We start from the raw sequence: 22581 nt of genomic DNA, 5'->3' as shown, positions 1-22581 counted from the left end.
GACCGTAGCAACGACGGCCAGGACCACACGGTTTTGCCGTACGCACGGCCCGCCATTTCGCCGCAGTTTTCCCGGCCCTGTCGACGAAGCCGGAAACTTACAGGCGAGACGAAGCCTAGCAGCGCCGCTCGTCCGCACGCGGTTGCGGGCTCACAGGGACTACCCGCCCTGCCCGCACCATCTCGTGCCGACGCTGCCGCGTCCATCGCAAGCCCGGCTCGCAATCAAGACGACAACGAGATCGCCCCTCAAGGATGAGCCGGGATGAGCGACACATACGTCAAAACCGAATTTCGGTAAAGTGGAATATTTGCGCGGGGAGGGGTTGACGGGGTGGAGGGTGTTTTGCCCGACGGGCAGTGCCTCCCATACGTCAAAGCCTCGGAGTGATTGCTCAAGAGTTAGGTGCACCCTCACCTGATCGGCCGCGTCACCAGACTAAAGCATACATTACATCCGGATCGGCCCGGATTGCGCTCATCCACCGGTTGCGCTTGGATACGCCTTTAGGTCTGGGGGGACCAAAATGCGTATTCTAGTGATTGCGGCGCTTGGCGCCATGGTGGGCGGCTGCGTCACCAACACAGAGACAGTTCAGTTTCGGGCGTCGAACCCGCAGCAGCAAGCGCTCATGCGTGACGGGCAGCCCGCTTTGGTTTCGCGCCAGCGGAATTCGCTGGTGCTGGTGCGACCTGCGGCTCGACAAATGCAGAAAGACGGCCGGCCCGTCTTTGTCGTCGGGATCAACAATATGGGCAGACAGCCAATCGACTTTCGGGTCGCTCAAGTTGAGGCCGTGCAGCATGCTGCCGGTTCAGATTTTGAGATGAAGATCGTTACCTATGAAATGCTTGTTCAGGAAGAACGCAACCGTCAGGTGGCCGCAGCCCTCATAACCGGCCTCGCTGTTGCCGGTAACGCCTACGGCGCATCGCAGGCCGGCCATGGCCATTACACGACGCCTAGCGGTCGCTCGGGTACGTTCTATAGCCCGACGGCTGCGGCGATAGCTCAGAACAACGCAACCGTCCAAAACGACGCAATGATTGCAGCGACCGTTGAGACGGGACAACGAAACATGGCCGTCCTGGAACAAGCAGTCATCAAGGACAACACCTTGATGCCAGGCGAATGGTACGGGGGCCAGCTTCATCTCGCGCCACCAACGGACCAGGGCGGCGGCTCCAAGATGTACACGATAGTCATCACGGTCGGCGGTGAGCGTCACGTCATTGATATCGCGCAGGGCCCGGCTGGCGCTTAGCTTTTCTTAGCACGGGCGATTCCGGATACGGTGGCACTGCCTTCGATTGGTTATCGAAAGATCGCGCCACTAGACTCGCATCGTCGTCAACTAGCAACGTACGCACGGAGCGATTGACGACAGCACGCTACCAGTGGGGGATTGTTGACCGAAAGCGCGCAGAACCGGGAGCGATTTCAAGTAGCCTATATTGGCGACGATGAAAATGATCACAGCATGGATGTGGAGGCGCTCCCTTTTCGGAGAGGCCCAATCACGAGATCAATCGCTAGAGCCGCCATGACCGAAATCAATGACGGATGGAGAGTCCATCCCGTGCCCTTACCAGCTGAGCTACCGCGACTCATCAATTGCTCGACGGGCCAAAGAACAGAGTATCCAGCGAAAACAAGAATGCGCCGATCGCCAAGACTGCCGCGAAAGCGAGCATCAGGCGGGTGAATTGGCGATTGTACGAGTGGAATTCCTTTGAGAGTTCACTCGCTAGCGGGCGCCTGAGCGTCAGCAGGCCGCGCCATTCCGGCCATTCTCCTGCTCTCAGAAATGCCAGGCGGGCTGTCATCGCTACGACCACGACCGCGCATCCCCAATCCGCGAAGATCAGGACACGGACCACATCGTGGAGGACGGACATGCGAAGCTCGGGAAAAATGGTAGCGGGAGAGGGACTCGAACCCCCGACCCCAGGATTATGATTACCCGCCTCTTGTAGTCCTGGGCGCTCGTACAGCGGTTTGGCACCAAAAAATGGGTAAATCTCGCGCCAGACCGCTCCGGCCCCCGTGTCCGGCGGTCGCTTTCTTGGACTTCGATGGTACGGCAGTGGTACCTTCCCGTTCCTTGCCTGGGAAAGGAACGGAAAATGTCCTCCGTACGGCTCGACCTCACGCCCGAGGTCGTCAAGACGGCCCTCAAGCGCGCGCTGGACTGGCAAGAGGGAATCCATGACGTCTGCGACAAGCTGCAGCCGTACCTGGTGCTGCGGGTCCGCGGGCACTCGGCGTCATGGCTGGTCAAGACGCGCGAACGGACGCTGAAGATCGGCGACGCCATGCCGGCCGCGACCGCGGGCAAGGTCCCGCAGCGCCGCAAACGGGGCAGCGCCGCAGGGGAACGAATCCTTGGGTTGCGCGAGGCGCGCGAAGCCGCCAAGCGCGAATGGGCTAGGATGGGCAATCCCACGAACGCGGCCGAGACGCCGGCGGGCTGGACCTGGGGCAGACTGGCCGATGAATACAAGGCCCACATCGCCGGGATGCGTGAGGATTCCTCCGGCCGCCCGATCTACCCGTCGGCGGAAACCCAGAGCGACGTCCGGCAGATCTTCGGCCGCAAGGAGGTCGAAAAGCACGAGACGCGCCTGCTCGCTTCCCTCGACGAGAACTGGTTCGAAGAGGTGCAGGAAGCGCTGCACGAGGAATACGGCTACGACGCTTACCGCAAGTTCCGCGCATACGGCCAAGCGGCTCTGAATTGGGCGGCGGCCTTCAGGCGCAAGGAGAGCGGCCTTGCCGGGCGCAAATGGTGGCTTCTCGCGGAGCGGCGCCGTCGAACCAAGGAAGAGATCGAAAAGAAGGTCGTGCGCGACAAGGCGCGGGCGAAGAAAAAGGACGATTTCAAGGTGGAGCACCTCGGCATGCTGCTGGCAGAGCACGAACGCTTCTGCGCCTCGCGCAGCGGCAACGAGCGCATCTCGCCAGGTGTGCGTTGGGGGCTGTGGTGGGACGCCTTGACCGGCCACCGGCGGGGCTCCGGCACGTGGATCGCCCAGGAGGATCTCGACTACTCCGACCCGCGCGGCGAGCCCGGCTGGGGCCTCGCGACATGGCAGCCCGAAGTCATGAAGGCGCAAAATCCCTTCACGCTACCCATTCCGCAGCTCGGGCTGCACGTCGCCGATTGCTGCAAGCGCGATTGGACGCGGGCGGCCAAGCGCGCCGGCATCTGGAATCGGAAGAGCAAGTGGGTGTTCGCCTCGCGCGTGATGCAGTCAGAGGCCGGCGACATCGCCGTCTCCGGATCCGCGCTGGCCAACCATCTGCGCAACATGCGCGGCCTGCGTGAGGGCAATCATCGGGACGTGCTGCGCGGAATCCCTCCGTTCTCCATGCACATCATTCGCTCCACGATGGGGGACTACATCCTCGACGAGACCGGACTTCCCCCCGGCACCGCATCGCTGATGATCGGCCATGAGATCGCGGGCGACCGCAGGAACGAGCTCGACCGCGTCGGACAGACCGGCAAACGCTGGTACTTCCAGGCACAGCGGATTCCGGAAAAAACCGCGGCGATGGCCTTGTGGAGCGATGCACTGCTCAGGGCGTTCAAGGAAGCAGGCGGCGTCTATCCCGACTAGATTAGGGCGCGGAACGTGGCGCGACGGCATTCCGCCATCGCCCGTGCGCCCTAGTCAATCCTTCTTTCCCGGATGCATTGGTCGATCTCGACGGGCCGAGGCGGGAGCTTTCCAAGGAGCGAGTTGCGCTCCCATCATTGCTTCGTCATGTCCCGGACCTTGCAGCCGAGGGCGATACCCGAGAGCGTTGCCCCGACGATGTTGGCCAGCACAATGACCCTGTCCCCCCTGCAACGCTCCATAGACGACCCACATAACAAGTCCTAGTGTCAGAGCAGTCAGCATACCGAGAGAGAGGTCATCTGTAGATCCTCGCGGCCACACCTTGCGGACTTGCGGGAGGTAGGAGAGCGAAGCCAGGACGGCGGCTATTCCGCCGATGTAGGGGGCGATCGAGCCAGGCACCGCCGCAGCACATCGCGATTGATCGCCTGAGATCTAGAGCCCGTTTGCGTCTACACAAATAAGGTGCCCGTCATCAGCGGGCACGAGAGCTCGTCTACCGGCCACTCAACAATATCCGAAGAAAGGGCGGCGGCGATAGTAACGGCTCGACCAGCCCGCAGCCTTCAGATAGGCACCACGTTCGACGAGGCTCGCCTTGACGCTCCGTAACGATGACCACTCTCTGTTCTGCGCTCATGCTTTACTTCTGCCCGTTCACGCCCCGAATCGAACGGCGTCGAGTACCTTTTTTGACCGGTGAACCCCGGCACGGCGGGGACCGAACCGGATGACCCGCGTCGACCGGAGTCGACTGCGGACAGTAATCTAGAGGTGTTAGAGAACGGACCCTCAGAGGTGATATCTTTTCCTCTTTGCTTTGTTAGCGTCAAGAGGGGCGGCGCGACCCGCGGCTGCGGCATGACCGGTTTGAGCTTCCGAACGGAGGATGATCGATGTTCAAGCGGACAAGAATAGCCATCATGTCAATCCTGATCGTGTCCTCATTCTCAACCGGTCGCGCGTCGGCTGGAGCCACCGACGAGAATCTGCCCGACCGAACGACGGCCGGTTTTGTCGAGAAACTTTATCGGGTGGACTGCGGCCGCTCTCTTGCCAACGACGAGTCGGTGTGGACCCCGGGCGAGAACGCAGGAAAGAGCATTGAGTTCTCGTCAACTTGCTGGCTGATAGAGCACAAAAGTCAATGGGTGCTGTGGGATACGGGTGTTCCTCAATCGACCCTGAACGACCCCAAGGGCTGGTCGACCCTCCCTAAATTGATCGTCTACCACCTCGACAAGACGATAACAGGTCAGCTTGCAGACCTCGGACTTAAGATAAACGACATCACCTATGTTGTGCTGTCCCACACGCATGGCGACCACATCGGCAACGTTGGCCTATTTCCCAATTCAACAATTGTGATGCAGCGAGCCGAGCACAAGTGGATCTACTCTCCAGACGGCGCGAACAACAATGTGAATCAATTGAAGGCCCTCGCGCGCAAGCTCATGGGCAAGCCAAAAGACCTGCAGTTGGTCGACGGCGATACAGACCTGCTCGGCGATGGCAGTATCACGCTGGTCTCGACACCGGGACACACGCCAGGAAGCCAGTCCCTGTTGGTTCACCTGAAGAATTCCGGTTTTATCCTTTTGTCCGGCGATGTTGTTCATCTCGCGGACAATTTCCAGAGAAACATAGTGCCGTCCCTGAACACGGACAAGGCGGCGTCAATCGCCTCAATGGACAAGGTCCGGAGAATGATGGCGACGTACCAGGCCAAGCTGTTCATCAATCATGATAAGGCACAGACCGACATGCTGAAACTGCTGCCGGCATTTTATGACTGAGAGCCGTCAACCTCTCGCAAAGGAATGACTGCCACTTGCCCATTCGATGCCGACCGGAGCAGGGTTAGTCGTCCGTTAAGAAGCTGGATTGAGCTGTGCTGGATAGGCGAGGGTTGGCCAGAGCAATCGTAGGAACAGGGCCCTATCGATCATTGCTGCGGCTCATACGTTGGTATGATCTAGCGTCTACCAAGGTTCGGTCGCAGAGCATATGACGCATCTCTAGGATGCAAAAAAGACGATCGTGAGATCGTCGCAATCGGTTCTTCCTCAGCAGGCTCAATCGCGACGGGCGAGAGCGGGGTTCTCCATCCGGAGCACTACGTGAGATTGCGGCGATACGCCACCGGGGTGAATCGTAGTCCCGCAGGCTGGTGATTGCTGGGGTCGGCGAGCGGGTCATGAAATCGACAATGTGCGTCCTGGCGAAGCAATGAGCATTTCTGTGGAGAACGACGGCGCCTTCCTGTCCCGGGCCGCGGTAGGATCTCGCGAGTTGCGTTTTTGCCTTACGTTAACAGCGATTTCGGCCGTCGTCTTTGTTGGCTGCATTCCCTATGTGCGCGCGCCGATGCAGCCCTCGCCTGCTCTCGTTGCTGTATACAACGCCGTATCCACCCTCAATGATCTCACGACCGCCATTATTCTCTTTGGCCAATTCAACATCCTGCGCTCGCGCGCATTGCTGCTGTTGGCGAGCGGGTATCTGTTTGCCTCACTGATGAGTGCCGTTCAACTTATGGTGTTTCCCGGTATGTTTTCGGATACCGGTCTGCTCGGCGCGGGACCGCAGACAGCGTTATGGCTCTGTGTATTCTGGCACGGCGGTTTCCCGCTCGTCGTGATCCTCTATGCGCTGCTTCAAGATAGTAGCCATGGGATTGCCGCTCCGCCGCGTATCTCGATTGCGAGGGCAGTGACCGCAGTCGTCGGCGTCGTGTTCGCATGCTGGTTCGCTGCGACGTGGGGCACCGAAAATGCGCACCTGCTCCCACCGATGCTGGATACAACCGGTTTTACGCCCTGGCAAAGGATCGTCAATCTCGCCGACATCGTACTAGTCCTGGGCGCCTTCGTCTTGCTGGCGGCGCGCCCTCGACGCAACCTGCTGAATCTATGGCTTATGGTCGTGATGGGCTATTGGTTCTGCGACATCACCCTGAGCTCGTACCTGAACGGCGGTCGCTATGACCTGGGTTTTTACGCCGGACGAATCTACGGTGCACTGGCGGCAAGCTTCGTGCTCGCCGTACTTGTTCTGGAACACTCGCGTTTGTATCGCAGCCTCGCAATCGCCGCAAATCGCCTGAAAGAGCGCGCCACGGAGCTATTGCGCGCGAATGAAACGCTGCAGAGCGAAATTGCCTGTCGTAAGCGGGCGGAAGAACGGTTGCGCCAGGCGCAAGCGGATTTGGCACGTGTCAGCCGGATCACCGCCATGGGAGAGCTGACGTCGTCTCTGGCGCATGAAGTGAATCATCCGATTGGCGCCATCATGATAAATGCCGAGACTTGCATGCGCTGGCTTTCGCATGAAGTTCCGAATATCGAGAGGGCTCGCGCGATCGCAAGCATGATCGTAAAGGACGGAACACGCGCTTCAGAGACGGTCGCCCGTATGCAGCAACTCTTCGACAACGGCGCGCCGCTGCGCGAGTTGGTTGACGTGAACGATGTCATTCGGGAGATGGTCATCCTGCTGCACGGCGAGGCTGCACGATATGCGGTGTCGATCCGTACCGAGCTCATGGACGATCTTTCCCCGGTCTCGGGAGACCGCACGCAGTTGATGCAGGTTCTGATGAATCTCATGATCAACGGCATGGAGGCCATGAGCGATGCGGACGGAACCCGAGAACTCGTCATAAAGTCCGAGCAGGTGGAAGGCGGACAGGTCGCGGTGTCCGTCAGCGATACCGGCGTTGGTCTGCCGCCGCTGCTGACGACTCAGATTTTCAATGCCTTTGTCACCACCAAAACCCGCAGCGTTGGCATCGGCCTGTCAATAAGCCGCACCATCGTTGAAGGGCATGGAGGCCGCTTGTGGGCCACCAACGATCGATCGCGCGGCGCGGATTTTCACCTTACCCTCCCGATCGGAGGCGACGCCGCGCTTGCCGATCGTTGCGCGTGACGCAAATCCCCGGGTGCTCGCGCTGAACATTTCGGCGAAATGGGCGCGTTACCCCGTCAAGTGTCTCAGCATCGCGTCCGGGCTGAACGGTCCGGCGCGATCGGCCGACGCGTCCGACCAGGTAGGGCAAGGCGAAGCCGCCGATGCCATCCAGGACCAACTGTGAAATCGTGTCCAAACGAAATCCACTCCCGTCACTTCAGCGCGACTTTTGCTCCGGGAAACGGTGATACTGCGAGCTATTTGCGTACGCGGCCATACCACACTCGGAGAACTCCGATCACATCAAGGTATGATCGGTCAGCGGTTGTGGCCGGCACGAATTGAATGCACAAGTTAGCAAAAGATCAGAGCGAGGGCGCCGTCCCGCTTTCGATCGCAACCACATCGCGCTTGCGCGAGATCGGCGCGCCGGCCGATACCTTGCCTGGAAGAGCAACAACCAATCATACGAGCGTGTTACGCGTTTGCATTCTTCTGACCATCGATTTCGCGATCGTGTTCCGCCATCTAAAAAAGGCGGCAGGGATCATTTCGGGAGAATGACCATGAAGGAAATTCGCGAATTGACAGCGGTATCGGCCACCGCTTTTTCAGTACTTGCACTGGCCAACATATGAGGCTCAGCGGCATACGCCGGGCCGGCGGTGCCCGCGGGGCACTATTGCATGACGTTCGATACACGCGGCTCGGATTGCGGCTTCACAAGCTACGAGCAGTGCCTGGCGACCGCATCGGGCATTGACGCGGAATGTTATGGCAAGACCGCTCGCGACGACAGCGATGATCGAAATCTAGGGCGTCGCAGCAATGCCTGGCGCAGCCGCGTTGATGCAGGGACTGGCTTAGTTGCACGCTGATCGCGAGTCAGCCAGGGCGTTCAATACTTTCCCTGGGCGGTATAGACCAAGGCTTGATCGTCGATCTCCTGCACGGGGAGCTTGTGTACTTCGGCCGTGACATGTAGTTCCTGCAAGGACGGCATGGCGGCGGTTCCGGACGCCAGCTCGACGGAGGTCGACGGCCAACGTGTCATCATGACCCCGGCAGCAAGCAATGCGACCACGGCGATGGCAGCGATAATCAGGCGCATCATGGTGGCCCTCCGTTTTCGCAGTCCCTAGATAGGTCTGCGGTGCTGGCAAATGGTTCAGGGGAGAGGCGTCGATCAGCGACGCCTCTTTTGCGGGCACAAGGTCAGCGTCTCACGCTGCCTTCCGCGAAAGCGGCGGATGACGATTGCTGTACCGAGGCGTTGAGAACCGCGGCGGAACCGACGGCTATGGCGGTGGCGACTAGGCAGGCCACGATGAACGAGCGCATGATGTTTCCCCTGTTGCCCTGCCATCAGGCAGGAAGTGAATAGGCCCCGGTCTCGATCTCCACGAACGCACGGCCCAATGAGCCGACACTTGCGTAGAAGACGGCCGGCTGCGCGCGCTCCAGATCGGCGAAAAAGCGCCGGGCCCATGTTGCCAGGTGCTTTGCGAAGAAATCACGATCGCAGCCGTCCGAACCGGAGATGGCGCCGCCGACCAGGCCCGCCATCGTCTCGCAAAGGGTTGCAATGTGATCCTCGGGTTCGGTCGGGTTCACCCGCTCGATACCGAGAAGCTGGAAAGCCTCGCGCAATTCCACCAGCGGCCGGCCGTACAGCGAGCCGGTGAGATATTGGGACGCGTAAGGCAGGATCTGGCCCTGGCCCAGTCCTACGAACAGGTCGAAATATTCGCGCGCGGCGCCCGCTTCGCTGGATCGGCGCGCAGCCTCGGCGAGCGCCGCATGCGCCTTGCCGAGTGGCGTGGCGTCGCCCTGCAGCGCCGACAGCCGGCCGAGCAACTCGCGACTGGGCCCCCGGGCCAGCAAGTTCGCCAGCAGTCCGTATTCGCGGGCACGAGCGCGATCCAGTTCATCGACGACATGTCTGTCAGAACCGCGCGCAGTGCGCTCCCGCATCGTTCGGTCCTCGTCTGCAACCGGTACTGCGGCCAATCTGGAACTCCCTATTGCGGCAATGCGCCGCCATGTGTTCGGCGCTTCCACGGCGCGCCACCTTCCAGTTCTGCAACGGGTTGCTCGACCGCCGCGCCCTCGTCAGCAGTTTCACTCAAAGCGGCCGGCAGGTGAGGCAGATCTGGCTCTGCGATTTTCGCGACAATTCCGGCTTCCGCCGGCGCTTCCAACGCCGTCGGCAACTCGGCCATGGCGGTGACCGGTTCGGCGGGCTGACCAAACGCCTGCGCGAGAAGCGCCGGTACGTCATCGGATTCGAACAGCGGACCAAAGCCCGATATGGCCGTTCGATCGTTGAAGTCCCATTGGTTTTCCGCAATGCCGACGAAATCGCGAATGGCCGGATCGCTGATCCAGGCCCGGCGCAACGCCGCGCGGGTCAGTTCAGCCGGCACCTGGCTTTTCAGAAAGGCACGAATGTCGGTATCGATGGTGATGGTGTCGACCGATGGCAACTCCACCGGATCGACCGGCCCCTCACCCGATCCCGTTTCAGGCTCCGTATTCTCCGGTCCGGCTGAACCAGCCAGGGTGTCGTCCTGCCCGGTGTCTGCCTGCCGCTTGGAAACGGCCTCGTGTTTCAACCGCGACCATCGTGAGAGCGAGCTTTCTGGCACGGTCATGTCCCGTTCCCCTGCCCGTCCTTTTGGCGATCGAATTCAGCGGGCTGGCGCCGGCGCTTGATGAAGGGCCGCTCAACGTGATGTGTGGCGATGAATTGACCGACGATCGCCAGAATGTCCTGCGGCATTGGCACCGCCTCGACGAGGTTGTTGCCCGCGTCCGTGGAAGCCTCCCCCTGCGCCGGATCGGCCGTCACCGCCAGCAGCTCGTACGGCCGGTCGGATCCGGTCGGGCCGAGCACCACCCACAATTTCGGCGTCCCGCATGCGAGATTATCGCGGTAATAGGCCGTCTCAGTTCGGTGAAGTTCGATCAGGGCCTCACCCGCGTAGAACAGCATGCTTTCCGCCTGCACATCAAGCGCCGTCCACGGTTCAGCCGAAGGTGTCCCGGCGAACACCGAAACCGGCCGCCAGAGAAACTCGGCCCAAACACTCTTCGCCCGGCGCCGTTCGACGACGACACCCACCGGAACGCTTTCGAGTATCGTCGATCTCAATTCGCGGCCTCCTCACAACGGATTGGTAAGCCGGTCACCAGATTTTGCGGCTTCAACCGCAGCTCTTCGTCGGCCGTCATGGCTGCCAGCAAATATACCGGCTCCCCCCTGACCTTCTCGATCACATCCGACGGATCGCGGAAATCAAGCCGGTACAGGCCAACCAGGCGCGCCCGCAGCTCGCTGTCCACGTCATTTCCGTTCCAGATCGCGTCGCCGATCCGAGTCGCGTCGGCACTCAACCCGACATACCACGACAGCGGTTCGTCGCGCAGTTCCGCCACCGGTTCGACCGCGACGTTCACCGCGAGCAAATGCGATATCCAGCGCGCGATTACATCGCCCAACGCGGCCGATCCACGTTGTCCGGCCGTCAGGTCAAGCCCGACGTCGAACCGGTCGCTGCGCTCCCAGTAACTGCTGGCGGTGGCATCGCTGAGCACGTCGGCCTCGACGGCTGCCGGCAATCCCAGCAAGGCAAACAGCGGTGACTGGTGCCGCCGATCGACACTCGCCTCTTCGTCCCAGGCGATGATCGAGTTGCCTTCTACTGCCAGCTTCTGCGTACGAAAGAACAGCTCGGCAGCGCGCAGAACAAGGGCATCGTCGCAATCGTTCAGCGCATTGCGTAGAATGACCTGTATCAACTGCCCTATAAAAACCTGCGGCAGCCTGATATTTCGTCGCATGATATCCAGATAGGCCGATTCAAGGGTGCGATGCCTCACCAGATGATCGCGCCAGGCAATCATCACCTCCCAGTTCTCGCGCGCATCCGGGTCCGCAATCGCAGCAATCTGCGACGAGGTCACCGCCTGCCGCGGATTGTGCAGCAAGATGTCGTAGAGCGACCGTTCAGCCAGGCAGGCTTCGGGTGGCGGCACCAGTTCGGCGCGTGCCAGATACACCTTCAAGAATTCGTCCGTGACCACCAGTCTTTTCGTGGCGTCGCGATCGAGCAGGTGATGGCCGCAACCGAGCCAGAAATCGTGCTTCGCGCTCAAGGTCGTCCTCCTTTCCGGAGCGTTGCAAGATCGAGATGCTCGTCCGCATCCTGCTCGCCGACGATCTCCACGAAACTGAAGGCCCGCGACGGCGATTGCGCGGCGGGACGTAGCGAGCGGAATGCCTCGTGGATCGAGCCGCCCTCGAGGCTCCGCGTCACGGCGACGATGACGCCATCAGGATGATCGCAGAGCGAGGCCGCAAAGGCGACCTCTTCCCTCGCCGCCTCGCCTGCGGAGGCCAGATCAGGCGCACCAAACTTCCGGACCAGTTGCGCGGCGAGCAATTCAACGACATCGGCATGGTCCTGCTCGGTCGCGTCGACGATCTGAACCAGGGTGGAGCGACCGAGCGAGCCAATTCCCAAAAACCCGGCACGAAACGCCGTCCGGATTTTGCCCCGCAGCGCCGGAATGTCTCGGTTGAGAAAGGCGAATGCGCCCGAAACCGCCCATTCACCCGGGACCGCAGCCCGGTCGAAGACAAACGAATCGGAGGCGTCGAGTTGAATGGTGCGCAGCAGCTTCACGGACGCGGCCCCCGCTTGCCGGCGAGATCGCCTTCCTGCAGATAATCGTCGGTGGTTCGGAGCGCACGATCCGGCGCGCCATAGGGATCGAAATGTCCCTCCGAGACGACGGCAACTCGGCAGTCCTCGCACATCTTGATGAGGTCGGTGCGGCGCGACGAAGCCGTATACATCCAGTGCCTGCCCTCGAGTTTAGCCACGACGCGATCGATGGTGCTCTTCACTCCGAACGGCTTGCCGCACTGGATGCAGCAAAATGGCTCCTCCTGCTTCAGCACACGGGCAGGCGCTGTCGCAGCGCCGAAATCGATCTGGGGCTTCAAGGTGATGACCTGTTCCGGACAGGTCACCTGGCAGAGCCCGCATTGCACGCAGGCGTCCTCGACAAAGCGCAACATCGGCCGCTCCGGGTCATCCCGCAGCGCGTCGGTCGGACATGCCGACACGCAGGACAGGCAAAGCGTGCAGTTACCCGTGTCGACTTCGACCGCCCCGAATGGCGCCCCCTTTGGCAGCGCGACTATGTCGACGGGTTCGTGCGCCGCCCGATGGAGTTCGCGCAGGGCGAACCGCAACACTTCGCGCTTGCCGCCAGTGGGTCGAAAGCTTGCCGGCCGCGGCGCGGACGGCATGCATGGAATCTTTCGCAAGGCGACACCGGCGACATCCGGATCGTCGGTCTCGAGCATTGCAAGACGGGGGCCGGCGAAGCCCAGCCCTTGCAGGATCGGTTCGGCCAGCGCGACCGTCTGCCTCAAGCCAGCGACATCGTGACGGAGCCTGCCTCGCAGAAGGAAGCGGATAGCCGATGCGCCATATGCAAAGCCGGCTACGATGCCTTCCAGCCCAACCTGGGTGGTCTCGTTGACGGCGAACGGCAGCACATGCGCAGGCAGTCCATCGCCGAACTGTGCCAGGGCGTCGAGCATGGGGCTGCCGTGCGCCTCATCATGGAACAGGACCACCGGATGCCTGCCTCCGGCCGCGTGATAGGTGAGCAACATCGTGCGGAGCTTTCGCACCAACACATCCGGCGGCAGCATCGCGTAGGATGCGGCACCTGTCGGACAAACTGCGGCGCATTGCCCGCATCCGGCGCAGATGTTCGGATCGATCGCGACGTGATCGCCTGCCGGCTGGATGGCACCCGCCGGACAAAGATCAAGGCAACGGCTGCAGCCGACGATATTCGAACGCGAATGCGCGCATAGCGATGCATCGAAGCCGACGTATCGGGGTTTCTCGAACGCACCTGTGAGGTCTCGCGCCTTGAGCACGGCCTCCAGCACCGCGGATCGATTGCCGGGATCGACGCGCAGATAGCCGTCACGAAGATCGGCTGCCGAAAATAGCGGCGATCCGCCGGAAAGGTCCAGAATGATATCGCAACGGGATTGGGCGCCGTTGCGCGACGGTCCATACCGCAAGCCACCGCGCAATGTTGGCTCAGGCGAGGCAAAATCATCGATGACTAGCGCAAAAGCGCCGAAATGGCCTCCGGCAACCGCGATCTTTCCTTTCACCACGGGAAAGTCGGTCGCCCCGAGCCCGGCAACCAAGCCGGACGGCAGGATCAGGACGGTGACGTCGAGATGCTGCTCGAGCATTTGACCGGCTTCGATCGCGATTTCGTCCCGGCCGTACACCAGGATCGTGCCGGAGCTTTCGACTCGCACGAACGGCACGTCCGGCGTCGGAACCGCAGCCGCCGCCCGCAACGCCAGCATCCCCGCCCCTACATCGCCTTCCGGAATCGCTTGAGACCCGTCCTGCATTTTACAGAGTTGCCTTTCCGGCGATGATGTCCGCGAAAATGAACCACGGCGGCGCCGACCTATTCCGCCGGTGCGGAGTACCCGGCCTTGCCCTTCTCCAACTGTTCGGCCAGCCAGACGTCGTGATGTTCCTTCGCCCAGTTCGAATCCACTTCGCCGGTGCCCATTGCCTCGAACGCCCCCTCCATTCCGAGCGTGCCAATATAGATGTGGCCAAGGATCAAGGCGATGAACAGCACTGCGACGACGGCATGCGTCACGTGCGCAAGTTGCATCTCGGCAACGGTGGTTTCGTAGAACGGAAACAGCAGCAGAAAGCCCGATATGGAAACCGCAAGGCCCGCTGCCAGTGAGAGCCAGTAGACCGCCTTCTCGCCCGGATTGAAGCGGCCGGCGGGAGCATGCTTCGACTTGATGAACCCGCCCCCTTGCTTGAGCCATTCGATATCGACCTTCGCGGGCAGATTGTCCCTGAAAAAGATCCCGACGATCAGAACGAGGCCGGCTACAAACGAGAAGCTGGTGAAATTATGGGCATACTTGGCAGCTTGTGAGATCTCCGAGAAAGCCTCGGGGCCGACCACGGGTAACAACACGATCTTTCCGAAGGTGATGTTGAGCCCGGTGAGGCCGAGGACGACAAAGGACACCGCTGTCAGCCAGTGCGAGAATCTCTCAAACGCCCGAAATCGGGTGACAGTACGTCCGGACCGCCCCGCCGAAATCCGGAGCCGGCCCATGATGAGATAGGCGGCGGCCAGCAGCACGATGGTGCCGAGGATCACGACCGCAGCACCCCAGTGCAGCAGCACTTCGTGGAAATAGTCCCAGGTCCGTCCCGCCGGCTGGATCAGCACGCTGGCCTTCCGGTCCGGAATGTCGATCCGCCCCTCGATGCGCGGCGCCAGCATCAGCAGATCGCGTTGAGGCGTAACGCTCGCCGTCGGGTTCGGCGCCCCATCCGGGCCGAGCTTCTGCGCAAATGCCGGAACCGCAACCGTTCCGCAAAGCAGCAGCGTCGCAATTATCAGCAGACGAATACGACCGAGGCCTATCATAGCGACATTACTCCAGGTGATTTCGTTCACCCTGCGTTTTCCGTCAGATCTCGATATCCCCGTGATAGGCGGTCATCCAGCCCCAGGCGCCGGAGCCATAACCACGTTTGAGGACGCGCTCCTTGTAGATCTGGGCAATGATGTCGCCGTCGCCTGCGAGCAGCGACTTGGTCGAACACATCTCGGCGCACAGCGGCAGCTTGCCTTCACCGAAGCGATTGGAGCCGTATTTTTCGAACTCGGCGGCGCTGCCGGGCGCTTCCGTCCCGCCACCGCCCGCGCAATAGGTGCACTTGTCCATCTTTCCGCGAGAACCGAAATTGCCGACTTTGGGATACTGCGGCGCGCCGAATGGGCAGGCATAGAAGCAATAGCCGCAACCGATGCACAGGTCCTTGGAGTGCAGTACAATACCGTCCTCGGTCGGATAGATGCAGCTGACCGGGCATACCGCGGCACAGGGCGCGTCGGTACAATGCATGCACGCCATCGATACCGACCGTTCGCCCGGCTTGCCATCGTTGATGGTCACGACGCGTCGGCGATTGATGCCCCAGGCCACCTCGTTCTCGTTCTTGCAGGCGGTGACGCAGGCGTTGCAATCGATGCAGCGGTCGGCATCGCAAAGGAATTTCATCCGCGCCATGGCTCTGCTCCCTTACGCCGCCCTGATCTGACAGAGCGTCGCTTTCGTTTCCTGCATGCCAGTCGCCGGATCGTATCCGTAGGTCATGATCGTATTCACGCTCTCGCCGAGTACGAAGGGATCGGCCCCTGGGGGATATTTGGCGCGCAGATCGTTGCCCTCGAACCAACCGGCAAAGTGAAACGGCATCCACGTGACCCCCTTGCCGACCCGCTCGGTCACGACCGCTTTCATGCGCGCTCTCGAACTGTTCTCGGCGCCGGTCACCCAAACCCATCCGCCATCCTTGATTCCGCGCGGACCGGCATCCGCCGGATTGATTTCGACAAACATCTCCTGCTTCAGCTCGGCAAGCCACTTGTTCGAGCGCGTCTCCTCGCCGCCGCCTTCATATTCAACCAGACGGCCTGAGCTGAGGATCAGGGGAAACTCTTTGGCGATTCCGCGGTCGACCGCAGCCTTCTGAACCGTGAAGCCGATATTCGGCACGCGAAACTGTCGCGCATCCGGCAAGGTCGGATAGTCCGCTACGAGCTCCGGCCGCGGCGTGTAAATCGGCTCGCGGTGCACAGGAACCGGATCGGGCAAATTCCAGGCGATCATGCGCGCCTTGGCATTGCCGTAAGGCGAACAGCCATGCTCGATCGCGACCCGCTGAATGCCGCCGGAAAGATCGAGCGACCAGGACACCGCGTCGGGATTGGTGGAATTAACCCGATTAATGGTCTCCATTTCTGCCGCCGTGAGATCCTTATCCCATCCCAGCTTCTTCAGCACCGCGAGCGTAAATTCCGGATACCCGTCCTTGATCTCCGAACCGACGGAATACGAGCCCTCGGCCAGCAGGTTGTCGTGTTCTTCCCTCTCGCTCTCCTGACCGTTCTCCCTCACCTTGCGCTTGACGACGCGCTCCACCCCAAAACGCGCGCGGAACGTCCCGCCGCCTTCCTTGATCGACAAATTGGTATTGTAGAGGATCGGCGTCCCTGGGTGCCTGAACTCGGGCGTACCCCAGCACGGCCATGGCAGACCGTAGTAATCGCCGCCCACTTCCGGGTCGTCTTTCGGCGCCCGCATGGTGACGAGGTCGAACTTTTCTTGGTTCCTCATGTGGGCCTTGAGCCGCTCCGGCGATTGACCGCAATAGCCGGTCGACCAGCCGCCGCGGTTGATCTCGCGGAGAATGTCTTCGGCCGATACCACTCCGTTCTCGACCTTGATGTTCTTGAACATCTGGTCGGCAAACCCGAACTTGCGCGCCAGCATGTACATCGTGTCGTAGTCGTTCTTCGATTCAAAGACCGGTTCCACGACCTTCTCGCCCCATTGCAGCGAGCGGTTTGAGGCGGTACGCGAACCATCCATCTCGAAGCTGGTGCACGCCGGCAGCAGGTAGATGCCGTCCTTTCGCTCCGAAAGCACCGACCAAGCCGTCGGATACGGATCGCACACCACCAGCAATTCGAGCTTTTCGATTCCCCGCTTGGCCTCCGGCATGCGGGTGATGGTGTTGACGCCGTGACCCATGATGAACATCGCCTGCACGCTCTCCGGCTGCGTCACCTGAGCCTTCGGAAGCAACGTCGCGTCAAACCAGCGCGTGCTCGGAATCCCCGGTCCTTCCATCAGGGCCTTGCTGGAGAACCGCGATGCCATCCAGCCGTAGTCCACCTCCCAAACCCGGCACCAGTGCTGCCAGGCATCCTGGGTCAAGCCGTAATAGAGCGGCAACGACGTCACATCGAGGCCGAGATCGGTGGCGCCCTGCACGTTGGTATGGCCGCGAAAAATGTTGGCCCCGCCTCCGGCATGACCGACATTGCCGGTCGCCAGCAACAAAATGCAGCTGGCACGGACATTCGCGGTGCCGGTCGTGAACTGGGTTTGTCCCATTGCCCAGATCAGCGTCGCTGGCTTCTGTTTGGCAAACGTTTCGGCGACGTGTCTGACCTGCGCTTCCGGCAAACCCGTGACGCGCTCCACCTCCGCCGGAGTCCACTTCGCCACCTGCTTGCGGACTTCATCAACGCCATAAACCCGCTGGCTCAGGAATTCCTTGTCTTCCCAACCATTCTCAAAAATGTGCCAGAGCATGCCGTAGATCGTCGCGATGTGCGTACCGGGGCGCACCCGAACGTATTCGGTGGCGTGCGCCGCGGTGCGCGTCATGCGCGGGTCGATGACGATCATATTGGCGCGGTTCAGCTCCTTGCCCTCGAGGATATGTTGGAGCGAAACCGGGTGCGCTTCGGCGGGATTTCCACCCATGATCAAGATCGTCTTCGAATTGCGGATATCGTTGTAGCTGTTGGTCATCGCGCCATACCCCCAGGTATTGGCAACGCCGGTGACCGTGGTGGAGTGGCAAATCCGTGCCTGGTGGTCCGAGTTGTTGGTGCCCCAGAACGCCGCAAGCTTTCGGTTAAGATAGGCCGCTTCGTTGGTGAACTTGGCCGAGCCAAGCCAGTACACCGAATCCGCTCCGGACCTCGCGCGAATCTCGAGAAGCTTGTCGCCAATCTCGTCGACCGCTTGTTCCCAAGACAGCCGAACCCATTTGCCGTCAACAAGCTTCATGGGATACCGCAACCGGCGCTGGCTCAGAACGTCGTCGCGCACCGCAGCGCCCTTGCAGCAATGAGATCCACGATTGATCGGACTGTCGTAGTCCGGCTCCTGCCCGATCCATACGCCGTTCGAGACTTTTGCAATCACCGAACAACCCACCGAACAATGCGTGCAGATATTCTTGCGCGTCGTAACTTTGGCGCCGGCTGGAGCCGGCGGACCGGCTTCCGCCTTGCGGATGCCGCCAAGCGGCAGTTCGCCCAGCACCGCCAGCGCACCGACGGCAACACCAGATTTGGTAAGGAAACTACGACGATCCACTTTGCCGGGCTGTGGAGCGGCCGATGTGGATCCCTGATTTCGACCATGCCCTGATTTTCTGAAAAGCACGACTACTTCTCCTATCGGGCCGGATAATTGTTGACACGATAGTAGGTCTGCACCTCGGGCGAGTTCGGCTGGTAGCGGGCCTTCCGCTTGCTGGCGCCGCCGGTAGGCTGAGCCGCGGCAGTCTCAGAGGCAGCGGTTCCGCTGGCAGCGATTGCGGCGCCTGCGGCCGCCGCCCGAAAGAAATCGCGGCGGCGCATTTTCGCCAGGAGAAAGCTCTTCATCGAGGCTCCTTTCCCGCGTGATGGAAGGCAAAATCACACATAAGTTCATCCCGCTTCCGCGCAGTGACCATATTGAGCCACAAAGGCGACTTCAAACTCATCGAACTCAAACCAAATCGAAATTGGGCTACCGACCTCGTCCATCACGCTGTCATGATACGGCGCAAACCCGTTAGGCCCGTCATTGGCCACCGATCATTGCTGTCTCCGGCGGAGCGCACGATTCCTAAACAAGAGCTTCTCCTGCGGGGCCTAAATCCCGACGCAAAGTTTCCCGCTACTTCATGATATCTTGTCGAGCACTAACCACCTTCCACGCTGGCTGCGCCTAGCCAGTCCCCCCATCCCGCAACTCCTACAGACGACCGAACAACCGAGCTCTTGCCGATCACATCGGGACAACCTCTCAACGAACGTCCACTATGCGAGCGGCAACGAAAATCGGCTATACGTCATTTAGGGGGGTCCAGTCATATCAAAGTATGACCGTCCCCCTCACCGAGCACCCGTCCGGCACGCCAGCGATTGCTAATCTCCCAAATCAGGCTTTTGACGGGGCTCCTCGATCACCCTCCCATTTCGTGCCGCCCGAAACCGCTTCGCCGCCGCGTAGACCTCTTTTCGAGCTCGCATGATACCACCGAGCGGACGGTGCGCCGCCAGACCGTGCCACGGCGAGAATTGCATCCCATCGTCAACGACAGATGATCTTGCTTCGCTCCACGAGTTTTGACGCGTCACCTCAATGCGGCCAATTCGACGGTACGGGCTCAACTGCTCCGGCCAGACAGTGGCGGCGTTCTCGATCGGCATCAGGTTCAAATCCGTGCACAGTTGCGCCCGCACCTCCCAAGCGCCGCCACTTTGCTTGAAGAACGCGACAACGGCTTCGCGGATGCCGTTCGGTATGCCGTTGACGTTGAGTGCCGCCCCCTTGAGGGCTGCCAGTTCGGAAGAAATTGGGGAGACCGAGATTTTTGCGATGAAATCGCCGAAACGCACCGGCGCCTGATTGTAGAACGTCTCTCCCAAAATATGCGTTTCCGGCTGGCCGCCGAGGGTGGCGACTGTCGTGTTCGGCTGGCCGGTCACGGAAACGATCGCGCGCTGCACCTGACGCATCACGGCAGACAACAGCTTCTTCAGTCGTTGCACGCGGTTGGTCGTTTTTGACAGCAACGTTATGACAGGCAGAAATTTCTTCGGGGTCGGCGCTCCGAACGCCGGCCCATTGACCAGAACAAAATCCTGGGTGACGTCGCCCTCCGACCCGCTGAGCCGCTCACCTTCGACGCCTATAATCTTGACCGCTAGACCGCGCGGCGTGGACACGCTGTCATCAAGGATATCGCCCGGCACCGTGGAAAACCGCATCACCACCGGATAACGGCCGGGCTTTGCGAACAATCCCTGGGCCAACTCGATCGGAAGGCCGGCATCGACCTCCAGGTAGCCCTCCAGAATGCCCTGGGTTTTGGCGTGAACCGAACGGATGGCGTGCCTCCCATCGGCGAACGTCCTTTCGTTGACGTATCGCATGGTGGCAATCAGGCCTTCAATCGTCGCTGCCTCGTCAGGGTCCAGTCGTTCCACGGATGGACTGAAACGAATCGGTGCATCAGCCGCCTTGCGCGGGAAACTCAAAGGCGCGTTCATCGGAACCTCTCGCTTGTTTCAGCCTCCTGGTTTCCTAAGGCACGTGGCCACGAAGCTCCATTCACCACACGTGTCGTCGTGCCCATACGTTCGTGTTAGGACTCTATGGCCGCGGTGCTTTGCAAGCAAAACCAATGCTTGCACAGACGCGGGGGCGAAAGTACGAGGCAGGTCACGCAGAGGCGGGCGATCCAGCCTTGTCGACATGCAAGATCATCCGGAAAATGGCACCATGCGGTGAGTTCGGATACACCAGCAAGCTTCCATCGTGTGACTGAATAAGAATTCGCGGACCGCCGCCTCACTGCCATCGACTCAATGGCATTTGTGATCAGATTCAAGAGTACTTGCTGGAGCTGAATTCGGTCTCCCCTGATCTGCGGAAGCTGCATTTTCGATTCCGCACGAACCGATATGCGATGCTGCTGCAGATCGGTGTGCACGAGGGCAGCGTCTCATCGATAAGAACATTGACGTCGAACCAGGTTACGATTCGATTCTCCTCCTTGGAGTTTACCCGAATACCCTCCATCACTGCGCCCGCACGACGACCGTCTGTCGCAATCTACGAGAATGCTCGTTCGGTCTATCGGGTCGGGCAACGCGCGGTCAATCCAGCGCAAGCTGGTCTCGGCCGACATGATGATTGCGGACAGAGGCTCTTGATCTCATGCGCAATCGTAGCAGCGACCGCGCCGCCAGTGATTAAGGCGCATCGCGTTCGCGGCTCTGGGCTCTTACGGCTCCAATCAGACGCGCATAAAACAACAGAGATTTCATAGAGCAAGACGAACAGAATGAGGCTGCCGGAACCAGCTGCAGGTCGTGACGGCATACCAACCGAGGTTGAAGCGCGCCGAGACCGGGAAGCTGCTGATAAGGGCTTCGGTCATGAATACGAGCATGACCACTATCCGCCATGAATCAAGCAATGACTTCCGCGTTATCCAGAGCGGGACGATCGCGATTGCGCTCAACAGGGCGATGGCCGCGGCCGGCGTAATACCATGGACGACGATACGAGCGCGTAGACAGGAGCGCGAGCAGCGCCAAACTAACGTTTCGGCGAAACAAGACATCAACGTGTACCCATGGCTGTCGCACCCAGAACTCGTTTGCGACGAAGATGGTCTCGCCAGTTTAAGGACGCTGGCCGCCGCGCGTTTCGATTACGCGTGCATAAACCTTTCCACAGGGACGAGACAGATCGCCTCAATGGGACTGTCAGGAAGAATCGAGCCGCCATTGTCTAGCTACGTTGTTGACGAAGGGTATTATGTCTGCTTCAGCGAGGAACGCCTTTCGCCCGCTTTCGTAGATGCGTTTTCAAATGTATTGAGGCAATCAAACTGAAGCGTTCCACGCGATCTACCAAAGTACTTTCCCTAGGCTCACGCCTCAATACGCCGATCGACAGCGCTCATGTTAGCCGTTTACCACCCAGCGAGTTGACATCCGCCGCACCTAAAAGCTTGAGCGTCGTACGCTGATCTTCCGCTCGGCGGAAGATATGATCCCCTCCTTCGAGCCCGGGACAATGCCGGGGCGAGCCATCGCGCAAGATATGCCCCACCTGAGCGGCACACCGATGCCGATGCCCGTAACGGTATCGAAGAGACGCAGCACTGGTTGCTCAAAAGCATGCTCCGGATCAATCGCCGCAACACCCATCAGCACGATGCTCGTGATCGACGTGGTAATGATGTCCTCCGGTCGCCGAAAGGACTGCATGACGATTGCGCCCGCTCCGATCAAGAGGACAATACCTCCGGCGTTGACGGGAAGCAGAGCAATGTAAATCGAACAGAGGGCGAAGCTGACGCAAGTCGCTACAAGCCGCGAGACGCCGGCAGCTAGGCTCCCGACGCGCGTTTCTCGGAACACAAAGGCAGTCGCGACCGCGGCCCACATTCCTCCCAACAAACTGTCGCCCCGATCGATGAACGGCCCGATCACGCGGCTTGTGACAAGATAGGAAACAGCGCAAGCGACGGCCATCATGATCGCATACGCCAATTCCGATAACGTGATCTTCTTCATC

The 22581-nt window shown here is 60.5% G+C and carries 23 protein-coding genes; 8 read left to right on the top strand and 15 right to left on the bottom strand.

Annotation, left to right across the window (positions count from 1 at the left end; genetic code table 11):
- The first annotated feature begins 526 nt into the window (after positions 1-526).
- On the top strand, positions 527-1264 hold the full coding sequence (locus AC0L20_RS34300; RefSeq protein WP_456768170.1) for a hypothetical protein: 738 nt from the start codon (positions 527-529) through the stop codon (positions 1262-1264).
- 346 nt (positions 1265-1610) lie between these two features.
- On the opposite strand, the gene AC0L20_RS34295 is transcribed toward AC0L20_RS34300, so the two are convergent.
- Positions 1611-1898 carry a hypothetical protein gene (locus tag AC0L20_RS34295; protein WP_473294887.1) on the bottom strand — a complete coding sequence of 96 codons (288 nt, stop codon included), beginning with the start codon at positions 1896-1898 and terminating at the stop codon, positions 1611-1613.
- Between the two features lie 228 nt (positions 1899-2126).
- On the opposite strand from AC0L20_RS34295, the gene AC0L20_RS34290 reads away from it, so the two are divergent.
- Positions 2127-3623, top strand: a complete 1497-nt coding sequence (locus tag AC0L20_RS34290) for a site-specific integrase (protein WP_473294886.1) — start codon at positions 2127-2129, stop codon at positions 3621-3623.
- A gap of 54 nt (positions 3624-3677) precedes the next feature.
- On the opposite strand, the gene AC0L20_RS34285 is transcribed toward AC0L20_RS34290, so the two are convergent.
- The gene (locus AC0L20_RS34285) at positions 3678-3947 is read right to left on the bottom strand and encodes a hypothetical protein (RefSeq protein ID WP_473294889.1); all 270 of its coding nucleotides are present in this window, start codon (positions 3945-3947) and stop codon (positions 3678-3680) included.
- Positions 3948-4549: 602 nt separating this feature from the next.
- Here AC0L20_RS34285 and AC0L20_RS34280 point away from each other — a divergent pair.
- From AC0L20_RS34280 to AC0L20_RS34260, 5 genes are all read left to right on the top strand, one after another.
- Positions 4550-5422 carry an N-acyl homoserine lactonase family protein gene (locus AC0L20_RS34280; protein ID WP_473294885.1) on the top strand — a complete coding sequence of 291 codons (873 nt, stop codon included), beginning with the start codon at positions 4550-4552 and terminating at the stop codon, positions 5420-5422.
- A 433-nt stretch (positions 5423-5855) separates the two neighbouring features.
- Complete coding sequence (locus tag AC0L20_RS34275) at positions 5856-7556, top strand: MASE4 domain-containing protein (RefSeq protein WP_473294884.1); 1701 nt, start codon at positions 5856-5858, stop codon at positions 7554-7556.
- Positions 7537-7722 carry a hypothetical protein gene (locus AC0L20_RS34270; protein ID WP_473294883.1) on the top strand — a complete coding sequence of 62 codons (186 nt, stop codon included), beginning with the start codon at positions 7537-7539 and terminating at the stop codon, positions 7720-7722. Before AC0L20_RS34275 ends, AC0L20_RS34270 begins: the two co-directional genes overlap by 20 nt.
- A 161-nt stretch (positions 7723-7883) precedes the next feature.
- Positions 7884-8102: a hypothetical protein gene (locus AC0L20_RS34265; protein WP_473294882.1), complete on the top strand. Its 219-nt coding sequence runs from the start codon at positions 7884-7886 to the stop codon at positions 8100-8102.
- 101 nt (positions 8103-8203) lie between these two features.
- Positions 8204-8416: a DUF3551 domain-containing protein gene (locus tag AC0L20_RS34260; protein ID WP_473294881.1), complete on the top strand. Its 213-nt coding sequence runs from the start codon at positions 8204-8206 to the stop codon at positions 8414-8416.
- 20 nt (positions 8417-8436) lie between these two features.
- Here AC0L20_RS34260 and AC0L20_RS34255 read toward each other — a convergent pair whose 3' ends face one another.
- The 12 genes from AC0L20_RS34255 to AC0L20_RS34200 all read right to left on the bottom strand — a co-directional run bounded on the left by AC0L20_RS34255 (position 8437) and on the right by AC0L20_RS34200 (position 20540).
- Positions 8437-8652, bottom strand: a complete 216-nt coding sequence (locus AC0L20_RS34255) for a hypothetical protein (protein ID WP_473294880.1) — start codon at positions 8650-8652, stop codon at positions 8437-8439.
- A gap of 251 nt (positions 8653-8903) precedes the next feature.
- Positions 8904-9512: a TorD/DmsD family molecular chaperone gene (locus AC0L20_RS34250; RefSeq protein WP_473294879.1), complete on the bottom strand. Its 609-nt coding sequence runs from the start codon at positions 9510-9512 to the stop codon at positions 8904-8906.
- Between the two features lie 47 nt (positions 9513-9559).
- Positions 9560-10192: a DUF3306 domain-containing protein gene (locus AC0L20_RS34245; RefSeq protein WP_473294878.1), complete on the bottom strand. Its 633-nt coding sequence runs from the start codon at positions 10190-10192 to the stop codon at positions 9560-9562.
- Positions 10189-10692, bottom strand: a complete 504-nt coding sequence (locus tag AC0L20_RS34240) for a DUF3305 domain-containing protein (RefSeq protein ID WP_473294877.1) — start codon at positions 10690-10692, stop codon at positions 10189-10191. Before AC0L20_RS34240 ends, AC0L20_RS34245 begins: the two co-directional genes overlap by 4 nt.
- A complete protein-coding gene (locus AC0L20_RS34235; RefSeq protein WP_473294876.1) occupies positions 10689-11696 on the bottom strand; it encodes a DUF6352 family protein in 1008 nt (335 codons plus the stop codon). Before AC0L20_RS34235 ends, AC0L20_RS34240 begins: the two co-directional genes overlap by 4 nt.
- Positions 11693-12226 (bottom strand): DUF6505 family protein, encoded by a 534-nt coding sequence (locus AC0L20_RS34230; RefSeq protein ID WP_085359285.1) that lies wholly within the window; start codon positions 12224-12226, stop codon positions 11693-11695. The genes AC0L20_RS34235 and AC0L20_RS34230 overlap by 4 nt, the downstream gene beginning before the upstream one ends.
- Positions 12223-13953 (bottom strand): 4Fe-4S binding protein, encoded by a 1731-nt coding sequence (locus AC0L20_RS34225; protein ID WP_473294875.1) that lies wholly within the window; start codon positions 13951-13953, stop codon positions 12223-12225. The genes AC0L20_RS34230 and AC0L20_RS34225 overlap by 4 nt, the downstream gene beginning before the upstream one ends.
- A 107-nt stretch (positions 13954-14060) precedes the next feature.
- Positions 14061-15059, bottom strand: a complete 999-nt coding sequence (locus AC0L20_RS34220; protein WP_085351002.1) for a formate dehydrogenase subunit gamma — start codon at positions 15057-15059, stop codon at positions 14061-14063.
- A 43-nt stretch (positions 15060-15102) separates the two neighbouring features.
- A complete protein-coding gene (gene fdh3B / locus AC0L20_RS34215; RefSeq protein ID WP_473294874.1) occupies positions 15103-15705 on the bottom strand; it encodes a formate dehydrogenase FDH3 subunit beta in 603 nt (200 codons plus the stop codon).
- 12 nt (positions 15706-15717) lie between these two features.
- Complete coding sequence (locus tag AC0L20_RS34210; RefSeq protein ID WP_473294873.1) at positions 15718-18663, bottom strand: formate dehydrogenase subunit alpha; 2946 nt, start codon at positions 18661-18663, stop codon at positions 15718-15720.
- Positions 18664-18674: 11 nt separating this feature from the next.
- Complete coding sequence (locus tag AC0L20_RS34205; protein ID WP_143273265.1) at positions 18675-18884, bottom strand: formate dehydrogenase; 210 nt, start codon at positions 18882-18884, stop codon at positions 18675-18677.
- Positions 18885-19412: 528 nt separating this feature from the next.
- On the bottom strand, positions 19413-20540 hold the full coding sequence (locus AC0L20_RS34200; RefSeq protein WP_473294872.1) for a catalase family protein: 1128 nt from the start codon (positions 20538-20540) through the stop codon (positions 19413-19415).
- Positions 20541-21443: 903 nt separating this feature from the next.
- Between AC0L20_RS34200 and AC0L20_RS34195 the strand changes: the two genes are divergently transcribed.
- On the top strand, positions 21444-21893 hold the full coding sequence (locus tag AC0L20_RS34195; RefSeq protein WP_473294871.1) for a hypothetical protein: 450 nt from the start codon (positions 21444-21446) through the stop codon (positions 21891-21893).
- Positions 21894-22004: 111 nt separating this feature from the next.
- Here AC0L20_RS34195 and AC0L20_RS34190 read toward each other — a convergent pair whose 3' ends face one another.
- Positions 22005-22580, bottom strand: coding sequence for an FUSC family protein (locus AC0L20_RS34190; protein ID WP_473294870.1), 576 nt, complete (start codon positions 22578-22580; stop codon positions 22005-22007).
- Position 22581: the final 1 nt, after the last annotated feature.

The organism is Bradyrhizobium sp. Kon58, assembly GCF_055807455.1.
The sequence above is the reverse complement of the archived record's forward strand: the minus strand, read 5'-3'. Positions and strand labels throughout refer to the sequence as shown.